Origin of the sequence: Oceanisphaera pacifica (assembly GCF_017498065.1) — a bacterium.
GTDB classification, from domain to species: Bacteria; Pseudomonadota; Gammaproteobacteria; order Enterobacterales; family Aeromonadaceae; genus Oceanimonas; species Oceanimonas pacifica.
The window spans coordinates 113,055-129,936 of sequence record NZ_JAGDFX010000002.1 but is presented as its reverse complement, the minus strand read 5'-3'; the positions used below and the strand labels follow the sequence as shown (position 1 = coordinate 129,936).

Annotated in this window: 14 protein-coding genes; 10 read left to right on the top strand and 4 right to left on the bottom strand. The window is 47.6% G+C overall.

Going from position 1 to position 16,882, the window contains the following annotated elements:
• Positions 1 to 157: 157 nt before the first annotated feature.
• The 8 genes from aroQ to fis all read left to right on the top strand — a co-directional run bounded on the left by aroQ (position 158) and on the right by fis (position 6,888).
• Entirely contained in the window at positions 158 to 622 is a 465-nt protein-coding gene (gene aroQ, locus J3U76_RS02015; protein WP_208004001.1) for a type II 3-dehydroquinate dehydratase, read from the top strand.
• 23 nt (positions 623 to 645) lie between these two features.
• On the top strand, positions 646 to 1,113 hold the full coding sequence (gene accB / locus J3U76_RS02010) for an acetyl-CoA carboxylase biotin carboxyl carrier protein (RefSeq protein ID WP_208004000.1): 468 nt from the start codon (positions 646 to 648) through the stop codon (positions 1,111 to 1,113).
• Between the two features lie 10 nt (positions 1,114 to 1,123).
• Positions 1,124 to 2,464: an acetyl-CoA carboxylase biotin carboxylase subunit gene (accC, locus tag J3U76_RS02005; RefSeq protein WP_208003999.1), complete on the top strand. Its 1,341-nt coding sequence runs from the start codon at positions 1,124 to 1,126 to the stop codon at positions 2,462 to 2,464.
• A 176-nt stretch (positions 2,465 to 2,640) separates the two neighbouring features.
• Positions 2,641 to 2,952 (top strand): DUF997 family protein, encoded by a 312-nt coding sequence (locus J3U76_RS02000; RefSeq protein ID WP_208003998.1) that lies wholly within the window; start codon positions 2,641 to 2,643, stop codon positions 2,950 to 2,952.
• Positions 2,942 to 4,441, top strand: a complete 1,500-nt coding sequence (gene panF, locus J3U76_RS01995; protein ID WP_208003997.1) for a sodium/pantothenate symporter — start codon at positions 2,942 to 2,944, stop codon at positions 4,439 to 4,441. The genes J3U76_RS02000 and panF overlap by 11 nt, the downstream gene beginning before the upstream one ends.
• A 108-nt stretch (positions 4,442 to 4,549) precedes the next feature.
• A complete protein-coding gene (prmA, locus tag J3U76_RS01990; protein ID WP_208003996.1) occupies positions 4,550 to 5,425 on the top strand; it encodes a 50S ribosomal protein L11 methyltransferase in 876 nt (291 codons plus the stop codon).
• Positions 5,426 to 5,597: 172 nt separating this feature from the next.
• Positions 5,598 to 6,563 (top strand): tRNA dihydrouridine synthase DusB, encoded by a 966-nt coding sequence (dusB, locus tag J3U76_RS01985; RefSeq protein WP_208003995.1) that lies wholly within the window; start codon positions 5,598 to 5,600, stop codon positions 6,561 to 6,563.
• Positions 6,564 to 6,588: 25 nt separating this feature from the next.
• Positions 6,589 to 6,888 carry a DNA-binding transcriptional regulator Fis gene (gene fis / locus J3U76_RS01980; RefSeq protein WP_208003994.1) on the top strand — a complete coding sequence of 100 codons (300 nt, stop codon included), beginning with the start codon at positions 6,589 to 6,591 and terminating at the stop codon, positions 6,886 to 6,888.
• Between the two features lie 399 nt (positions 6,889 to 7,287).
• On the opposite strand, the gene J3U76_RS01975 is transcribed toward fis, so the two are convergent.
• From J3U76_RS01975 to J3U76_RS01960, 4 genes are all read right to left on the bottom strand, one after another.
• Positions 7,288 to 8,262 (bottom strand): transposase, encoded by a 975-nt coding sequence (locus tag J3U76_RS01975; RefSeq protein ID WP_208003993.1) that lies wholly within the window; start codon positions 8,260 to 8,262, stop codon positions 7,288 to 7,290.
• Positions 8,263 to 8,385: 123 nt separating this feature from the next.
• Positions 8,386 to 9,870, bottom strand: coding sequence for an aldehyde dehydrogenase (locus tag J3U76_RS01970; protein WP_208003992.1), 1,485 nt, complete (start codon positions 9,868 to 9,870; stop codon positions 8,386 to 8,388).
• A 419-nt stretch (positions 9,871 to 10,289) separates the two neighbouring features.
• Complete coding sequence (gene cydB / locus J3U76_RS01965) at positions 10,290 to 11,282, bottom strand: cytochrome d ubiquinol oxidase subunit II (protein WP_243453995.1); 993 nt, start codon at positions 11,280 to 11,282, stop codon at positions 10,290 to 10,292.
• Positions 11,282 to 12,688: a cytochrome ubiquinol oxidase subunit I gene (locus J3U76_RS01960; RefSeq protein WP_208003991.1), complete on the bottom strand. Its 1,407-nt coding sequence runs from the start codon at positions 12,686 to 12,688 to the stop codon at positions 11,282 to 11,284. The genes cydB and J3U76_RS01960 overlap by 1 nt, the downstream gene beginning before the upstream one ends.
• A gap of 806 nt (positions 12,689 to 13,494) precedes the next feature.
• Between J3U76_RS01960 and J3U76_RS01955 the strand changes: the two genes are divergently transcribed.
• Positions 13,495 to 15,354, top strand: coding sequence for a sensor histidine kinase (locus J3U76_RS01955; RefSeq protein ID WP_208003990.1), 1,860 nt, complete (start codon positions 13,495 to 13,497; stop codon positions 15,352 to 15,354).
• Positions 15,354 to 16,766 carry a sigma-54-dependent transcriptional regulator gene (locus tag J3U76_RS01950; RefSeq protein WP_243453994.1) on the top strand — a complete coding sequence of 471 codons (1,413 nt, stop codon included), beginning with the start codon at positions 15,354 to 15,356 and terminating at the stop codon, positions 16,764 to 16,766. The genes J3U76_RS01955 and J3U76_RS01950 overlap by 1 nt, the downstream gene beginning before the upstream one ends.
• The last annotated feature ends 116 nt before the right edge of the window (positions 16,767 to 16,882 follow it).

The window sequence follows — 16,882 nt, the reverse complement described above, 5'->3', positions numbered from 1 at the left end:
GATTAGACCAGTATTTTGCTGCCAATTTCCACGAAATCACTATAATTAACCAATCTGAGCCCGGTCGAGTAATTTTATTTGCCAGCACTAGGTAAAAACGGCTAGTCTCTCTGTAATTAACTGCAAACACTGCAAGATAGACGAGGATTGCTGCACAATGGCCGACAAATTCCGAATTTTATTGCTCAACGGCCCCAATTTAAACTTATTGGGACAGCGCGAGCCCGGTATCTATGGCCAAGACAGCCTAAACGACATTGTTGATAGGCTAACGCAGCAAGCTCACAAGGCAGGGGTTACACTCAGCCATTTACAGTCTAATGCAGAGCACCAACTTATAGACGCCATTCACCAAGCTTACGGCCAGCAAGATTTTATTATTATTAATCCTGCTGCGTTTACACACACCAGTGTGGCCATTCGCGATGCGTTATTAGGAGTGAATATTCCTTTTATTGAAGTACATCTGTCGAATGTGCATGCCCGTGAGCCCTTTCGCCAGCACTCTTACCTTGCAGATAAAGCAGTAGGAGTGATCAGTGGCTTGGGTGCCCATGGTTACGAATTTGCCCTAGAAGCGGCGGCCAGACAACTGCGCCACCCTTCCTCACTTAATAATTAGTACAACCTAACAAGAGAATACTTATGGATATTCGCAAAATTAAAAAATTGATCGAACTGGTTGAAGAATCTGGCATTGCCGAGCTCGAAATTGCTGAAGGTGAAGAGTCGGTTCGCATCAGCCGTTACGGTAACCCAGGCCAGCAACAAGCAGTACAGCCGCAGTATCAACAAATTCAAGCCGCACCTGCAGCGCCAATGGCAGCCGCTTTAGCACCAGCAACTGCTGCTGAAGAAGCCGCGCCAGCCGCCGTAAGTGGCCATACCATGCGCTCACCTATGGTAGGTACCTTCTATCGTGCCTCTAGCCCAGGTGCGGCAAACTTTGTGGAAGTGGGTCAAACCGTTAATGTGGGTGACACTCTTTGCATTGTTGAAGCTATGAAGATGATGAACCAAATTGAAGCCGAAAAAAGTGGCGTAGTGAAAGCAATTTTGGTTGATAATGGCGAACCGGTTGAGTTTGACGAGCCGCTGTTCATCATCGAATAAAGGAAGTCTCATGCTGGATAAAGTAGTCATCGCTAACCGCGGTGAAATAGCCTTACGTATCCTACGCGCTTGTAAAGAGCTAGGAATTAAAACGGTGGCCGTGCACTCTACGGCTGACCGTGAGCTAAAACACGTATTACTGGCCGACGAATCCATCTGTATTGGTGGCAATCAGTCTGCTCAGTCGTACTTAAATATACCCTCTATTATTGCCGCCGCAGAAGTGACTAACGCGGTAGCCATTCACCCAGGGTATGGCTTTTTGGCTGAAAATGCCGACTTTGCTGATCAAGTAGAGCAGTCTGGTTTTGTATTTGTAGGCCCAACCGGCGATACCATTCGCTTAATGGGTGACAAAGTGTCAGCCATTGAAGCCATGAAAAAAACCGGCGTACCTTGTGTACCTGGTTCAGACGGCCCTATTAGTAACGATACCCAGAAAAACGCCGCCATTGCTAAGCGCATTGGTTATCCGGTGATCATCAAGGCTGCCGCTGGCGGTGGTGGTCGTGGTATGCGTGTGGTACGCAGCGAGAGCGAACTAGAAAGCTCCATCGCTATGACCAAAGCAGAGGCCGGTGCCGCCTTTGGTAGCGACGTGGTTTACATGGAAAAATTCCTAGAAAACCCACGCCACGTTGAAATTCAGATTTTAGCCGACGGCCAAGGTAAAGCTATTCACTTAGGTGAGCGCGACTGCTCTATGCAACGCCGCCACCAAAAAGTGGTAGAAGAAGCCCCCGCTCCTGGCATTACTGAAGCCATGCGTAAATTTATTGGTGAGCGCTGCTGTAAAGCCTGTGTTGATATTGGCTATCGCGGTGCCGGTACTTTTGAATTTTTATATGAAAACGGCGAGTTTTATTTCATTGAAATGAACACCCGTATTCAGGTAGAGCACCCAATTACCGAAATGATCACCGGTGTTGACTTGATAAAAGAACAACTGCGCATTGCTGCCGGCATGCCGCTGTCTATTACTCAAGAGCAAGTCACAGTACACGGCCACGCCATTGAATGTCGTATTAACGCCGAAGACCCACAAAGCTTTATTCCAAGCCCGGGTGAAATTACCTTATTTCACTCACCTGGTGGTTTAGGCGTACGTTGGGACTCGCATATTTATGCCGGCTATAAGGTACCTCCTTATTACGACTCCATGATTGGCAAGCTTATTTGCTACGGCGAAAACCGTGATATTGCTATCGCTCGCATGACCCACGCTTTAAACGAGCTGGTCATTGAAGGAATTAAAACCAATATTCCTTTGCATCAAGAAATTATGCGTGACGAAAATTTCCGCAACGGCGGTACCAACATTCACTACCTAGAGAAAAAACTCGGTTTGTAATGATGGTTTGCACTGGTGAAAGCCGGTAACAGCATAAAAACTCAACGACACCCTAGGGTGTCGTTTTTTTATAGCGGAAATACAGCGCTAAGCGTAAGGCGTATAGCTGTCTGTTAGGGCTTGGCGCTATTTTTTATGTTACTCTTTTCCCAATGCAAAGAGGATCCTGCTAAAAAATGAACAAGATTGTCACAATCGCTCGGCGCGAGGCACTATTAAGCGTGTTATTGGCCGTGCTTTATATGCTGGCTTGGTGGCTAAGCGCCTACGCAACGCCTTCCCATCTCACATTAGGTGGCTGGCCACTGTGGTTTTTATTAAGCTGCTTATTTAATCCCCTGCTTTTTGTTGGCTTATGTGTGGTTATGGTGCGCTATTGCTTTAACGCAGTCGCACTTAGCTCCAAATCTCTAAACACGCACAATTTAGCGCAACACCACTCAGCATCAAACCATAGCCGACAAAGAGACAAACTCTGTGGATCTTAAACTCACCCTTCCCCTTATTAGCTATCTCATACTGATGCTTGGTCTGGGCTTTTATTTAAATCGCAGGCCACAGCAAGGCAGCTTTATAGAAAATTACTTTTTGGGTAACCGCTCCATGGGTGGCTTTGTATTGGCCATGACAATGGTGGCCACCTATGCCTCGGCATCCTCTTTTATTGGGGGGCCGGGGGCTGCGTATCGCATGGGCTTGGGTTGGGTGTTGCTGGCGATGATCCAAGTGCCCACCGTATGGTTGACTTTGGGCGTGCTAGGCAAACAATTTGCGTATATTGCCAGACGCGTGAACGCCTTAACCATCAACGATATGCTTTATGCGCGTTATCGAAGCTCATTGGTAGTCATTTTGGCCGCCTTAGGCTTATTAGCGGCTTTTGTTGCCACCATGGTGGTGCAATTTATTGGCGGTGCTCGCCTACTTGAAACCGTGACCGGACTTCCCTATCAGGGTGGCTTAATTATTTTTGCCGGCACAGTCTTGCTTTATACCCTAATTGGCGGCTTTAGAGCCGTGGTGCTTACCGATGCAGTACAGGGTGTTTTAATGCTGATTGGCACGCTGGTGCTGTTAGTGGGTGTATTACACACCGGAGGCGGAGCCAGCGCCATGTTTAGTCAGCTGGCCGAGATAGACCCAGGGCTTATCACTCCTCAAGGGCCAGATGGCTTTTTAAGCACCAGTTTTATGTTGTCATTTTGGGTACTGGTATGCTTTGGCGTGATTGGCTTGCCTCATTCTGCCGTGCGCTGCTTGGCCTATAAAGACAGCAAAGCCATGCACAGGGGCATTATAATTGGCACCTTAGTTGGCGCGCTACTCATGTTTGGTATGCACTTTGCCGGTGCCCTTGGTCGAGTGTTAGTGCCAGAGCTAACGGTGCCCGATAAAGTACTGCCTACCCTAATGCTAACCGTGCTTCCTCCGGTAGTGGCAGGTTTATTTTTAGCCGGCCCCATGGCGGCAATTATGTCGACCATAGACTCTCAGTTAATCCAAGCGTCAGCCACACTGGTAAAAGATTTATACCTTAACTATTTGAGCCGCAAACCGCCTTCGCCACAATTGATTAAGCGAGCCAGCAGAGGGGTGACCTTAGTGATTGGCTTAATCGTACTATGGGCCGCCCTTAGCCCACCTGATATGATCATTTGGCTTAATTTACTGGCCTTTGGCGCCCTACAGGCCATTTTCTTTTGGCCATTAGTGCTCGGATTATACTGGTGGCGCGGCACGGCCGTAGGCGCATTAGCCTCCATGCTTACTGGCGCTATATGCTACGGACTTCTGGCGACCTTGGGCATAAAAGTATTAGGCTTACATGCCATCATCCCTAGCCTGTTTTTATCAGGGTTAGCCTATGTTATTGGCTCACTGCTTAGCCCAGCTCCTTGCGCACAAGTACAGGATTTATTTGGCAAAAACAGCGACCAGCACCAAGCTCTAGGCGCACAGCACAAGACAAATACCTAACAACCGACAGAGCGATAATGACTTTGTAAGGCCAAATTTCACCCTACAAGTTCTAGCGCTAGGCTTTTATGCTAGAATCATCGTTTTATTGTTTGATGAAGTCACGCCATGCCTTGGATACAAATTCGCATTAATGCCACTGAAAAGACCGCCGACAAAGTTAGCAACATGCTGATGGGTCGCGGGGCTCAAGCCGTTACCTATATGGATGCCGAAGACGTGCCCGTCTACGAGCCTCTACCTGGTGAGACCCTACTGTGGGACGATACTGTGGTGGTGGGTATGTTTGATGCAGCCACAGATCCTGATCCTATCATCGGCTTTCTCAAAAAGTTCTACCGCAAAGATCTTAACTACAAAATTGAGCAGCTAGAAGACAAAGACTGGGTACGTGAATGGATGGACAGCTTTCATCCCATGCGCTTTGGTGATCGTTTGTGGATTTGTCCGAGTTGGCGCGATGTGCCCGACCCCAGTGCCGTAAATGTGATGCTAGACCCAGGGTTAGCTTTTGGTACCGGTACCCACCCCACTACCGCCTTATGCCTAGAGTGGTTAGATGGCCAAGACTTAAGTGATAAAACAGTCATCGATTTTGGCTGTGGCTCAGGCATTTTAGCTTTGGCCGCATTAAAGCTTGGGGCAAAACAGGTTATTGGTATCGACATAGACCCCCAAGCGCTGCAAGCCAGCCGTGACAATGCCGAGCGTAATGGCGTGGCAGACAGGCTAAAAGTTTACCTACCTCACGAGCAACCTGAGCATTTAACCGCCGACATTGTGGTGGCTAATATTTTAGCTGGCCCGTTAAAAGAGCTTTCTACGCTAATAAGCAGCCTAGTTACCCCAGGCGGTCAGTTAGCCTTATCTGGCATTCTCGACAGCCAAGCCGAGGGGCTAAATGCACTTTATGAGCAATGGTTTACCATGGACTCCCCTGAACTGCGTGAAGAATGGGCGCGCCTAAGCGGTAAAAAGCGCTAGCCCTAGCACTAAATTCAATAAATTTGCAGCCCATTAGCGCCGTTTTTTTACACAAAAAGGCGCTTCATCATCTTGACTTATAAATATTTATCAATTGCTCAATTTATGACCTTTTCAGACTCATAAAAAATGCGTAATATACGCGACCCTGAGCAAAGATAGCTGTTACTTAATGGAAATTGGTCCTTACAAACTGTCTACCCCATTATTGGTGGCACCGATGGCTGGCATAACTGACAGACCATTTCGTACCTTATGCTTACGCATGGGCGCGGGCATGGCCGTATCAGAAATGATGTCGTCTAACCCCAAGGTATGGCAGTCCGAGAAGTCATTGCGGCGTATGGATCATGCAGGTGAAACAGGTATTCGATCCGTCCAGATTGCAGGGGCAGATCCCGAATTAATGGCCGATGCAGCCCGGTTCAACGTGGACCAAGGCGCGCAAATAATCGACATTAATATGGGTTGCCCTGCAAAGAAAGTGAATAAAAAAATGGCAGGGTCCGCCCTGTTGCAATACCCACAGCTGGTACAAGAAATTGTTAGTGCAGTGGTAAATGCAGTATCGGTTCCCGTGACCCTAAAAATTCGTACTGGTTGGGATCCTGAGCACCGCAACGGCGTGCACATTGCTCGCATTGCCGAAGACTGCGGTATTCAGGCCCTAGCCGTGCATGGCCGTACACGCGCCTGCATGTACAGAGGGGAAGCCGAATACGATACTATTAGAGCAATAAAACAAGCCGTCTCACTTCCCGTTATTGCCAATGGGGATATCGACAGCCCGCAAAAAGCGCGCTTTGTATTAGATTACACAGGCGCTAATGCCATTATGATTGGCCGGGCTGCGCAGGGACGGCCATGGATTTTTAGAGAAATCCGCCACTACCTTGAACACGGAACCCTTCCCGTGCCGCTTCACAAGGACCAGGAGCGCGCCATGATCCGGGAGCACCTCATTGCACTACACGCATTTTATGGTGAAGTAATGGGAGTGCGTATAGCCCGAAAACATGTGGGTTGGTACCTAAAAGATAGTGATGCGGGCCGTGACTTTCGCAGTGAATTTAATGCCATCACAGACGCCGAGCATCAACTTGACGCCTTAGGGCATTATTTCGCGAATATAGCTTAACGAACAAAAGAAGAGCCGACTAAATATGTTCGAACAAACTACAACTCCTGATGCATTGGTTACTACCACTAAATCTCCCACTTCAGAGCAACCTACTCAGCGCCCTTTGCGCAACTCGGTAGACCAAGCGCTGCGTAATTACCTGTCCCAGCTAAACGGTCAGGAAGTAACTGAGCTGTATGAGTTGGTCCTCGCCGAAGTCGAAGCTCCCATGCTAGACGTGATCATGCAATACACCCGCGGCAATCAAACCCGCGCCGCCAACATGATGGGCATCAACCGCGGTACGTTACGCAAAAAGCTCAAAAAATATGGCATGAATTAGAGTAGTCTAATTAAATCGTTGAATTTAAAAGCGTTGCCTCATAGGAGGTAACGCTTTTTTTGTGAAAGTGCCGCACCAAGCCCCCCCATATACGGCCACCCAGACTACTAACACCATATATTGACCCCCAGACCACTAATAAATTCCCCGATAACCAGACAGGCAATATTAATAACGGTCTAAATCCAAACTCAATCGAATCTTAATAGGATGATTAATTGGTATTATCTTTGAGCAAACAGGCGTAAATATCTGCATGGCGAAGAAAAAGACTAAAAATAAGAAAATATCAGCAAAAATGCCCAATGCTAGGCAGCACAAAGCCACTCAAGCTCAGAGGGTGAAAGATTATTTAGCTACAAGTCGCTTACAACTTCAACGAGGTCAATATAAGTAACCTCAATGAGACCAGTGTCGGCAACTTTGTATATGTGAGCGGCGCTGGCGACCTAAGTGCGTATAGTAACGGCTTAGGTCTTCAAGCGTACCCACAGGGCCTGTAAACAAAAGCTTAAAGTCTTGCGTAATTTCTTGCCAGCTTTCTAGTGTAATGTTCAGCCTTTCCAATAAGTTAGCTGTACTATCACAAATGGCGCCGCGCTTATCATCCCGTTGTATACGGCCCATATCATTCACTAATGCGATATAGTCTTGCACATCAAACACCAAGCCTTTAAGTGACTCTTTTTTCTCATTGCCAATAAAAGGCAGTAAACACTCCGGCTGTTTGCTATTTTTTGCGGCCGCAATGCGTTGTTTAATACTGGTGTAATTCGATTTTTTGGGCGTTTTTGCCATTTTTGAGCGAATCGGATTTAAGTCTACATAAGTCATGCAGGCCAACACGGCAGCTTCATCTAGCAAAGCTTGTGATTTAAAACGACCTTCCCAAAAATGCCCAGTACACTCATCTTCCTTATTGGCTTTTCGCGCTAGTGGCTCACTTAAACAACGCATAAACCAGCTAATATCCATCAGCCGATTTCTAAACTCCGCAACTCGCTCATTAAGGTGCTCAATTTCGTGCGCCTCAATGGGCTCACTTCTGGCAAACTTTCGCGTAACGACAGTACCTTTAAATACTCTATGCCATTGTTTTACAACCGTAATATCACTCCAAACCTTCACTTTTTCTGCATCTATATGTAACACCAAATGCAGATGATTAGACATAATTGCATAGGCTGCTACATCAATAGAAAAGGTCTTTGATAGGTATATTATTCGTTTTTCTAACCATGTTCTGCGGTGCTCAAAGCTACGCTTTGTGACATCATCTTCACCACATAAAAATGCCCTTCTCACTGTGCGGTTCACACAGTGATAAAAGGGCGTATCCTGTAAACTAATTTGCTCTACTCGTGGCTTAGGCATACTTGCCTCCTTGCATGTTCAGGAGTGAACATACTAAGTGTAGACAAGTGTACAATACTCAACCACAAAGTTTGGGTGTCTAATTAGTATTCGGCCTCGAAGCTTGGCTGATAGAGTGGGTGGCTAATCTAGCGTTAACCAAGTAGTTTTTAGTTCGGTAAATCGCTCAAACGCATGTAATGACTGATCTCGGCCATCACCACTTTTTTTAACGCCCCCCAGTGGCACTGTCATGTCACTCTCGTTATAGCTATTGATAAAAACAGCTCCCACTTTAAGCTTACGCGCCAGCCTGTGTGCTCGCTGTAAATTAGCGGTCCACACACCGGCGCTTTGGCCATATTTACTGTTGTTAGCCAGTTCAAGTGCTTCTTGATCACTTGTAAAAGTGGCCATAACAAGCACGGGGCCAAATATCTCTTCATTGGTAATACGCATGTTCGGAGTTGCCTGTTCTAATACAGTCGGCCCCATAAAGTTACCTTGATGATCTCGGCCATCTAAAGTGAGCTTAGCGCCCTCTTCAACCCCTAAGTTAATATAGCGGCACACACTGGCATGATGATTTTTATCAACCAATGGCCCCATTATTGATTGGGGGTCTAGTGGGTCTGTGGGCACAAAATTAGCGGCAGCTTTTTTAAACTCAGCCATAAAAGCGTCTTTTATACTGGCCTCGACCAATAAACGCGCGCCAGCCATGCACACTTCACCTTGGTTATAAAAAATAGCAGCAGCACAGGTGGCTGCGGCTTTCGCTAGATCAGGGCAATCGGCAAAAACAATATTGGCACTTTTGCCACCGCCTTCAATCCACACCCGCTTCATGTTTGAACTGCCCGCATATTCTAATAAGCGACGGCCTACTCCGGTGGAGCCGGTAAAGCTTAAACAGTCTACCTCGTGATGGAGTGCCAGTGACTTACCCGCCTCTAAGCCAAGACCAGGAATAATGTTGAGCACCCCATCAGGCAAGCCTGCCTTTTTCGCCAAGGCCCCTAAACGAATCGCACTTAACGGCGCTTTTTCAGAAGGTTTAAGTACTACAGAGTTGCCGGTTGCCAGCGCTGAACCTATTTTCCAGCATGCAAGCAGCAAGGGAAAGTTCCACGGTACTATGGCGGCCACCACACCCACAGGCTCTCGTGTAATCAATGCCAACACATTGTTTGGCGTAGGTGCAACTTCACCATAGACTTTATCAATCGCTTCTGCGTACCAACGTATCGCTAGCACGGCATTGGGCACATCATCATTTAAGCTGTGGCGGATTGGTTTTCCGGTATTTAAGGTATCTAGCAATGCTAATTCATGTTGGTGTTTTTCTATTAGTGTTGCTAAACGCAGCAACACCGCTTTGCGCTCTGCAGGAGAAGCGTCTGCCCATACCCCAGATTCAAAACTGCTTCTGGCAGCAGCCACGGCTTTATTGACATCGGCATCTTGTGCGCGACTCACCTCAGCTAAGATCTGTTCTGTTGCTGGGTTAATGCAATTAAAACGCTCATTGGCATGGGATTTTTGATATTTACCCGCAATAAACAATCTCGACTCAAGCGTCACTTTGTCTGCTAAGCCCTGCCAATACGCCTTGTCTTTATACTCCATAACGATGCTCTCCCTACGTACAATAGTGTGATAACAAGCAACAAGACGCTGCACGCATATTTACTCTAATCGGCTAAGGCACCCACGACAAGGCAAATTAACTGCCATACAACAAACAGCGCCATACGTTTAACGCTGTACGCCGCAATGTTCCTGTTTAGCTTGGTGCTCGGCGCTTGGCGCTGGTTTCGTGGGTGTCTGGTTAATACTCCCTCCCTTAATGCTCCATCATGGGTGTCTGGTTAAATATAAATTTAAAACATAAAAAAAGCCGCTACTGCGACTTTTTTGTTGAATACAGGCCTTTATAAACCGGCGAGCAGTAATTTAATGGCGCTCCCCACTAAGGTAAGCAATAGCACGCCTCCTACATACAGAGTGGCAAACCACAGCCAGCCTTTTTTATTGTTCGACATGGCTTAGTACCCTTCTTCAAAGTCTTCCACTTTGCCCGAAAATATACGGTACCCCCATAAGGTATACGCAAAAATTAACGGTAAGAAGATGAAGATACCCGGCAATAAAAACATCATGCTTGATTCTGGCGCGCTGGCTTCCCATAAGGTTAGCTGATGAGGGATTAAATAGGGGAATAGCCCTACAACCAGCCCTGCAAAGCCTAAAATAAACAAGCCCACGGCTAACCAAAATGGACGCGTCTCGTGGGGTTCACCGTCTAAATCACGGTATAACAACCAACCAAACAAGGCGCTTAACAGCGGCAGGGGTAATAAGTAGATAAAGTTCAGACCATCTAACCAGCGCCCGCGCACTTCGGCATTCGCCAATAAGGTCCACAGGCTCACTATGGCAAAAATCATCATGACCGTTAGCACTAACTTTCTGCCTAAATGGGCAGAGCGAGCCATAATATTACCGCGACTTTTCATCACCAAATAACAACAAGCCAATAAGGCGTAAGCGGCCATTAATGCAAAGCCTGTAAAAATACTAAAGGGCGTTAACCAATCTAGTGCACCTTGTTTTCCTGCTTCAACCCCTTGCACTACGGCCCCTAAAATAGCGCCTTGGCAAAAAGTAGCCATTGCCGACCCTAAACAAAAAGCCACATCCCACAGCGGCTTAGAGCGATGAGATTTAAAGCGATACTCAAAAGCCACACCTCTAAATATTAACCCAATCAGCATAATAATAATGGGCGTATACATAGTTGATAAAATACCCGCATAGGCGGCTGGAAACGCGGCAAATAACACCACACCGCCAAACACTAACCAGGTTTCGTTACCATCCCACACATGAGAAATAGAGCGCATCATATGATCGCGTTCACTCTCGCTTTTAAACCAGGGATATAAAATCCCCAAGCCTAAATCAAAGCCGTCCAGTACCACATACATCAGTACCGCAAAGCCCATTAATAAGTAATAAAACAGCGCTAAATCCATCATTAGTCCTCCACCACATCACGTTGCAGCTTTTTCACCCACTCAAGGGCAAAGCTTGGGGCGTTTACACCCACCATGTCCTCTTCTAGGCGCGCTAAATCCGCAGGCCCTTTGCGAACTAACTTGGCCATAAAGTACAAATACACCAATAACAGCGTGCTGTAGGTCACAACAAATAACGTAAGCGAAAATAATACGCGCTCGGCAGGAAGTGGCGTTACCACTTCCATGGTGCGCACTAAACCTTGCACCAACCAAGGCTGACGTCCCACTTCTGTCACATACCACCCAGCTAGAGTGCAAATAACGCCGGTTGGGATCATCAGATTCATTAATAATAAGAAGGGCTTACTTTCAAATACTTTCCTTTTACGACGCAGCCATAATCCCCAAGCCGCCGCCGCTATCATTAACATGCCTAAGCCCACCATAATGCGAAATGAGAAAAAGATGAGCGGCACATAAGGTCGATCTTCTTTGGCCACAGAAGTGAGCCCCTGCACCTCTCCGTCTAACGAATGCGTTAAAATCAAAGACGCCACTTTAGGAACTTTCACTTCAAAATGGTTAGTTTCGTTTTCCATATCTGGGGCGGCAAACAACAGTAAAGGGGCGCCTGCTTCTTGCTCTGGCCAAATACCTTCCATGGCCGCCACCTTAATCGGTTGGTGCTCTTTGGTATTTAACCCATGAAAATCGCCAACAACTAATTGTAAAGGAGCCAAAATAAGCGCCGCCCATAGCGCCATAGACAACCCCTTGCGGGCAAACGCCAAGTCACGATTTTTACGCAAATACCACGCACTCACGCCGCCAATTAAAAAGGTTGCCGTTAACATGGCAGCCAGCAACATATGCGTTAAACGATACGGCATAGAAGGATTAAAAATAACTTCCATCCAGCTGGCCACTTCAAAATGACCATCTACCTCTATGTATCCTGCCGGGGTTTGCATCCAAGAGTTAGCAGCAATAATCCAAAACGAGGAGATCCAAGTGCCCAGCGCCACCACACAAGTGGCAAAATAGTGCAGCTTCTCCCCCACTCTGCGCCAGCCAAACAACATAATGCCTAAGAAGCCGGCTTCTAAAAAGAAGGCCGTTAGCACTTCATAAGCCAGCAAAGGCCCTAACACTGGCCCCACAATTTTGGAGAATTCAGAAAAATTGGTACCAAATTCATAAGACAACACAATGCCACTGACCACCCCCATACCAAAGGTAATCGCAAAGGGTTTGATCCAAAACTTAGCTAACTGAAAATAAACCGGATTACGAGTTTTTAGCCATAAGCCTTCCCAAATGGCAATCGCCGTGGCAAGCCCTATGGTAATGGCCGGAAAAATAATATGAAAACTGATAGTAAACGCAAATTGAATGCGCGACAGCATAGCCGAATCTAATTCCATAATGCCCCCTTAAGCCTGCTGAAAATGGTTGACTGCCGCCGGCAGAATAGCCAATAGCAATACAATAAAGATGGCAGAAAACTCCAGTAATAACGTGACAATGTTCATAAAAACACTCATATAGAAAATAGTTATATCGTTATACCTTCAATGAAGCATAAAGCGTGCCATAAACTAAAACATCAGCAATTACCTTAACTTAGATCAATTAAGCATAAATTCTTGTCTCAACCGACAACAAGGTTTACAGTTATCATCCACCTCAGCGTTAACAAGGTTGACAGGTAAGAAACAGCGCCGAGCTTAGAACAGCTGTAAGCTATCAGTAAAAGAGAAAATACCGATAAATCAACGCTATACGATTAACGCTGTACGTTTTACGCTGTATGCCGTACGAAAAACCTAAAGACCGCGCAGCTAAAGCAGCGCCTACGTTTATATGATGCACCAAGATAGAGGCCGCTTCAGCTGGCCGGTTTTGTGCAACAAAACAAGAACCGACAGACAATATCAGGTTTGAATCGCCCATGGTTTAAACATTTCACAAATAACATCGGCTTTGAATATGGCGTGGTTTGATGGTTTTTTGTGCCGCTGCGCGCCACCGGCCAGCTGCTCTTTACCTAAAACACGGGCCTCTAGGGTGACTTTTCGTACAGCGGTCGGCGTAAAGCGTATAGCTGTCTGTTAGCGGTCGGCGTAAGGCGTATAGCTGTCGGCTAAGGGTTCATGTTTAGCTTGGTGCTGGGCGCTCGGCGCTAATTTCATGCCTGTCTGGTTAAGGCTTCTTTAAACAAAGGGTAATAATGCCGCTTGATTTAGCTTTTGAACTTATGATGTTGCTTACGGCGGCATGTGCGCTGTTAGTCTCGGCTTGGCTATTTTGGCACGCACGCCAACAGCGCAGTATGAAAGCGCTGGCTGGTTTTGGCATTATGATGGCGCTGTGGTGTTGCGGCCATGTGTCGGTGTTTTATGGCTGGCAACCATTGGGCAAGTTACTTATTTTAGCCAACCCACTTATGCCCACCTTTTTTCTCGACTTTGCCATCGGCTTTGTTAACCAAGGCCCCGCACAACGAGCTTGGCTCACCCGCCTTGCCAAAAAGCGCGCGCTGCTTTATGTCGCTGCCATTTTTGTGATTGCCATTAGCTTGCTCGGTCAGGGCGGCAAAGTGCTCGCTTTTGGTCCTTTTAGCCACTATTTTGTGTTTAGCGGCATAGGGTGGCTTAACATCGCCTATACCATTATTGTTGGCATATTAGCGCACGCGCTCTTGCTGTGGGGCGGCCATATTCATCGCGGTAACCGACGTCGCTCTATTGCTGCTATGTTTGCCGCCGGTGCATGGGGGCTTTTGTTGGCCAGCAGCTTTATTTTTCCCTCTCTTGGCCTGCATTGGTACCCTTGGCCCATGTTACTGCTGCCCAGTTATGTGGTGCTGCTGGTATATGGCGTGGTGCGTTATCAAATGTTGGATATTAACGCCTGGGCCAACCGCGCGCTGTTATGGATACTCATGACTGTCCTGATATTGGGGATTATTGCCCTGCTTAGCTCAATGGCTGGCCAGTTTGGTATGCAGGCGTTGGCTAGCGTCCCAAACTGGCAATTATGGCTATATTCAATGCTACTGCTCACGCTGGCTTTAGCGCTATATCAGCCGGTTAGCCAGTTGGTAAGGCGTGTTATTTATCCTGGCAGCCAGCTAGATGAGCAACGCCTCGATGATTGGTTGCAGCATTTAGCCGAGGCGCGCGATTGGTCAGAGCTAAGCACCATTGCCGAGCAATTACTGCGCCAACAAATGGGCCAAGCGATTTGCGTACAACTGCTGCCCGCTCAGCAACCCGAGCAACGTGCCTCCGGGCCCTGCATTATTTGTGCTTATCATGCTGGTGGCTGGCAATCTCGCTTACAAGGATTTGATGATGTCACGCCCAGTGTGCGCCTAGCTGCAGAGGTATTTGCCTCGCTATTAACCACCCGCTGTAGCTTGCTTGAACGTTCTTTACAGTTAGCCGAAGCCGAGCGTAAACGTTTATCAGAACAGCATTTAGTAGAGCTGGGGGGCTTGTCCGCTGCCATGGCGCACGAGCTGCGTAATCCGCTGAATATTATCTCTATGGCCAGCGCAGGGTTAGCTCCGGATCGCAAAGCCATGATCCAAAGCCAACTTAAGCGCGCCGATCGGCTTATTTCCGATATGCTCACTTATTCTGGCACCATCAGCGTTCAGCGCCAGCCCATTTCTGTTTTGCCACTGCTCACCAGTTTGCGTGAGCAATTTGACTGGCAAGCGGTCATATTAGAGCTTCGCCTAGATGAAACACTCACCATTTATGCCGACCCCTATCGGCTACAGCAAGTGCTTATTAACCTGTTAGACAATGCCTTGTCATTTGTACGCAACCAGCCTGATGGCCATATTTTGATAGAGGCCAATACCGCAGGCTACATCAAGGTGCATAACAATGGGCCTGCTATTCCCCCCAATATGCTCGCGCAGCTGTTCCGCCCTTTTGTTGGTCAACGCAGCGGCGGCAGTGGTTTGGGGTTGTCGATAGTACAACGCATTATGGACGCGCACGGCGGGCATATTATTCATCGTCATAATCCCCCTTGGCCGGTCACCTTCGAGCTGTATTTTCCTAAGGACATCTAATGATTCAACCGCTATTGCACCAAGCTCGCATTATCTTAATCGACGACGAACCCGCCTTTAGAACTTTAAGTTGTGAATGGCTCACTCAAGAAGGTTATCAGGTACAAACCGGCGCCAGCTTGGCGGAACTCACCAAGCAGCTTAGCCAATTTGATGCCGACTTGATCTTGCTCGACTTATCATTGCCGCCACATTTTAACCCGCAACACACGCTGTCGGCTTTGCCCCAATTAATCGACCGACCGGTCATTATTTTAACCGGCCATGGCGAGCGGGAATTAGCTCTCGAAGCCCTGCGCCAAGGGGCCTGGGACTTTTTAGCCAAACCCATAGATCCCGACATGCTGGCCGTGGTGGTAAAGCGAGCGCTGACTAAGCACTTATTAGTACGAGAGATCCATAGCTTAAAAAGCGACCTAGCACCCACATCGGCACTTAACCGCCTTATTGGCGCTTCTGCTTCCATGAATAATATACGCACCTTAGTCGAGCGCATTGCGCCTACCGATGTCCGCGTATTGGTAACCGGCCCCTCGGGCACGGGTAAAGAAGTGATTTCTCGGGCAATTCACGATTTAAGCAATCGCGCTCAGCATCCTTTTATTTCGGTACATTGCGGGGCTATTCCAGCCGAACTGCTTGAAAGTGAGTTATTTGGACACACCAAAGGGGCATTCACCGGTGCCGATAAAGCGCGCCAAGGCCTACTAAAATTAGCCGATGGCGGTACCTTGTTTTTGGATGAAATAGGCGAAATGCCCCAAGCGATGCAAATTAAACTGTTGCGCGTATTACAAGAAGGCAGCTTTTATCCAGTGGGCGGGCGCAATCTCGAAACCATAGATGTGCGTTTAGTCTCGGCGACCAATGCCGATTTAGCAGAAAAAGTGCGCTTGGGTGAGTTTAGAGAAGATCTGTATTATCGAATTAAAGGCGTAAATATAGAAACCTGCCCGCTAGATGAAAGACCCGAAGATATTGCGCTGCTGATCACTCACTTTTTAGCTCAACAAGCAAAAGTTGAGGCTCAAGCTCCCAAACACCCCAACAGTAGTGCCTTTAACTGGTTTATGCAGCAATCTTGGCCTGGCAACGTGCGCGAACTAAAAAGCACCTTAGACAGCGTTACCGCCATCGCCCGCAATGGCATTATTACTCTAGAAGATATCGCCCTGCTCTACCCCAGTGCGTCCGCGCATCACCCAACAACAAACCATCATCAACTGCCAGCCATCAACACCGAACAAACGCTAGATGCTCAAGTAAAAGCGTTAGAAATCAGCCTGATCAGCCAAGTTCTCGCCACGCACCACAACAACCGCACCCACGCCGCCCAAGCCCTAGGCCTCTCACGCCAAGGGCTACTAAAAAAAATAGAGAGGTATGGGTTAAGTTCTAAAGGACAGCAGTAAGCCGTAAGCTATCAGTTAAACTACAAAACAACGCTGTACGTTTAACGCTATACGCCGTACGAAAAACCAAACACCGATCTTATTTTGTCGTACAGCGGTCAGCGTAAGGCGTACAG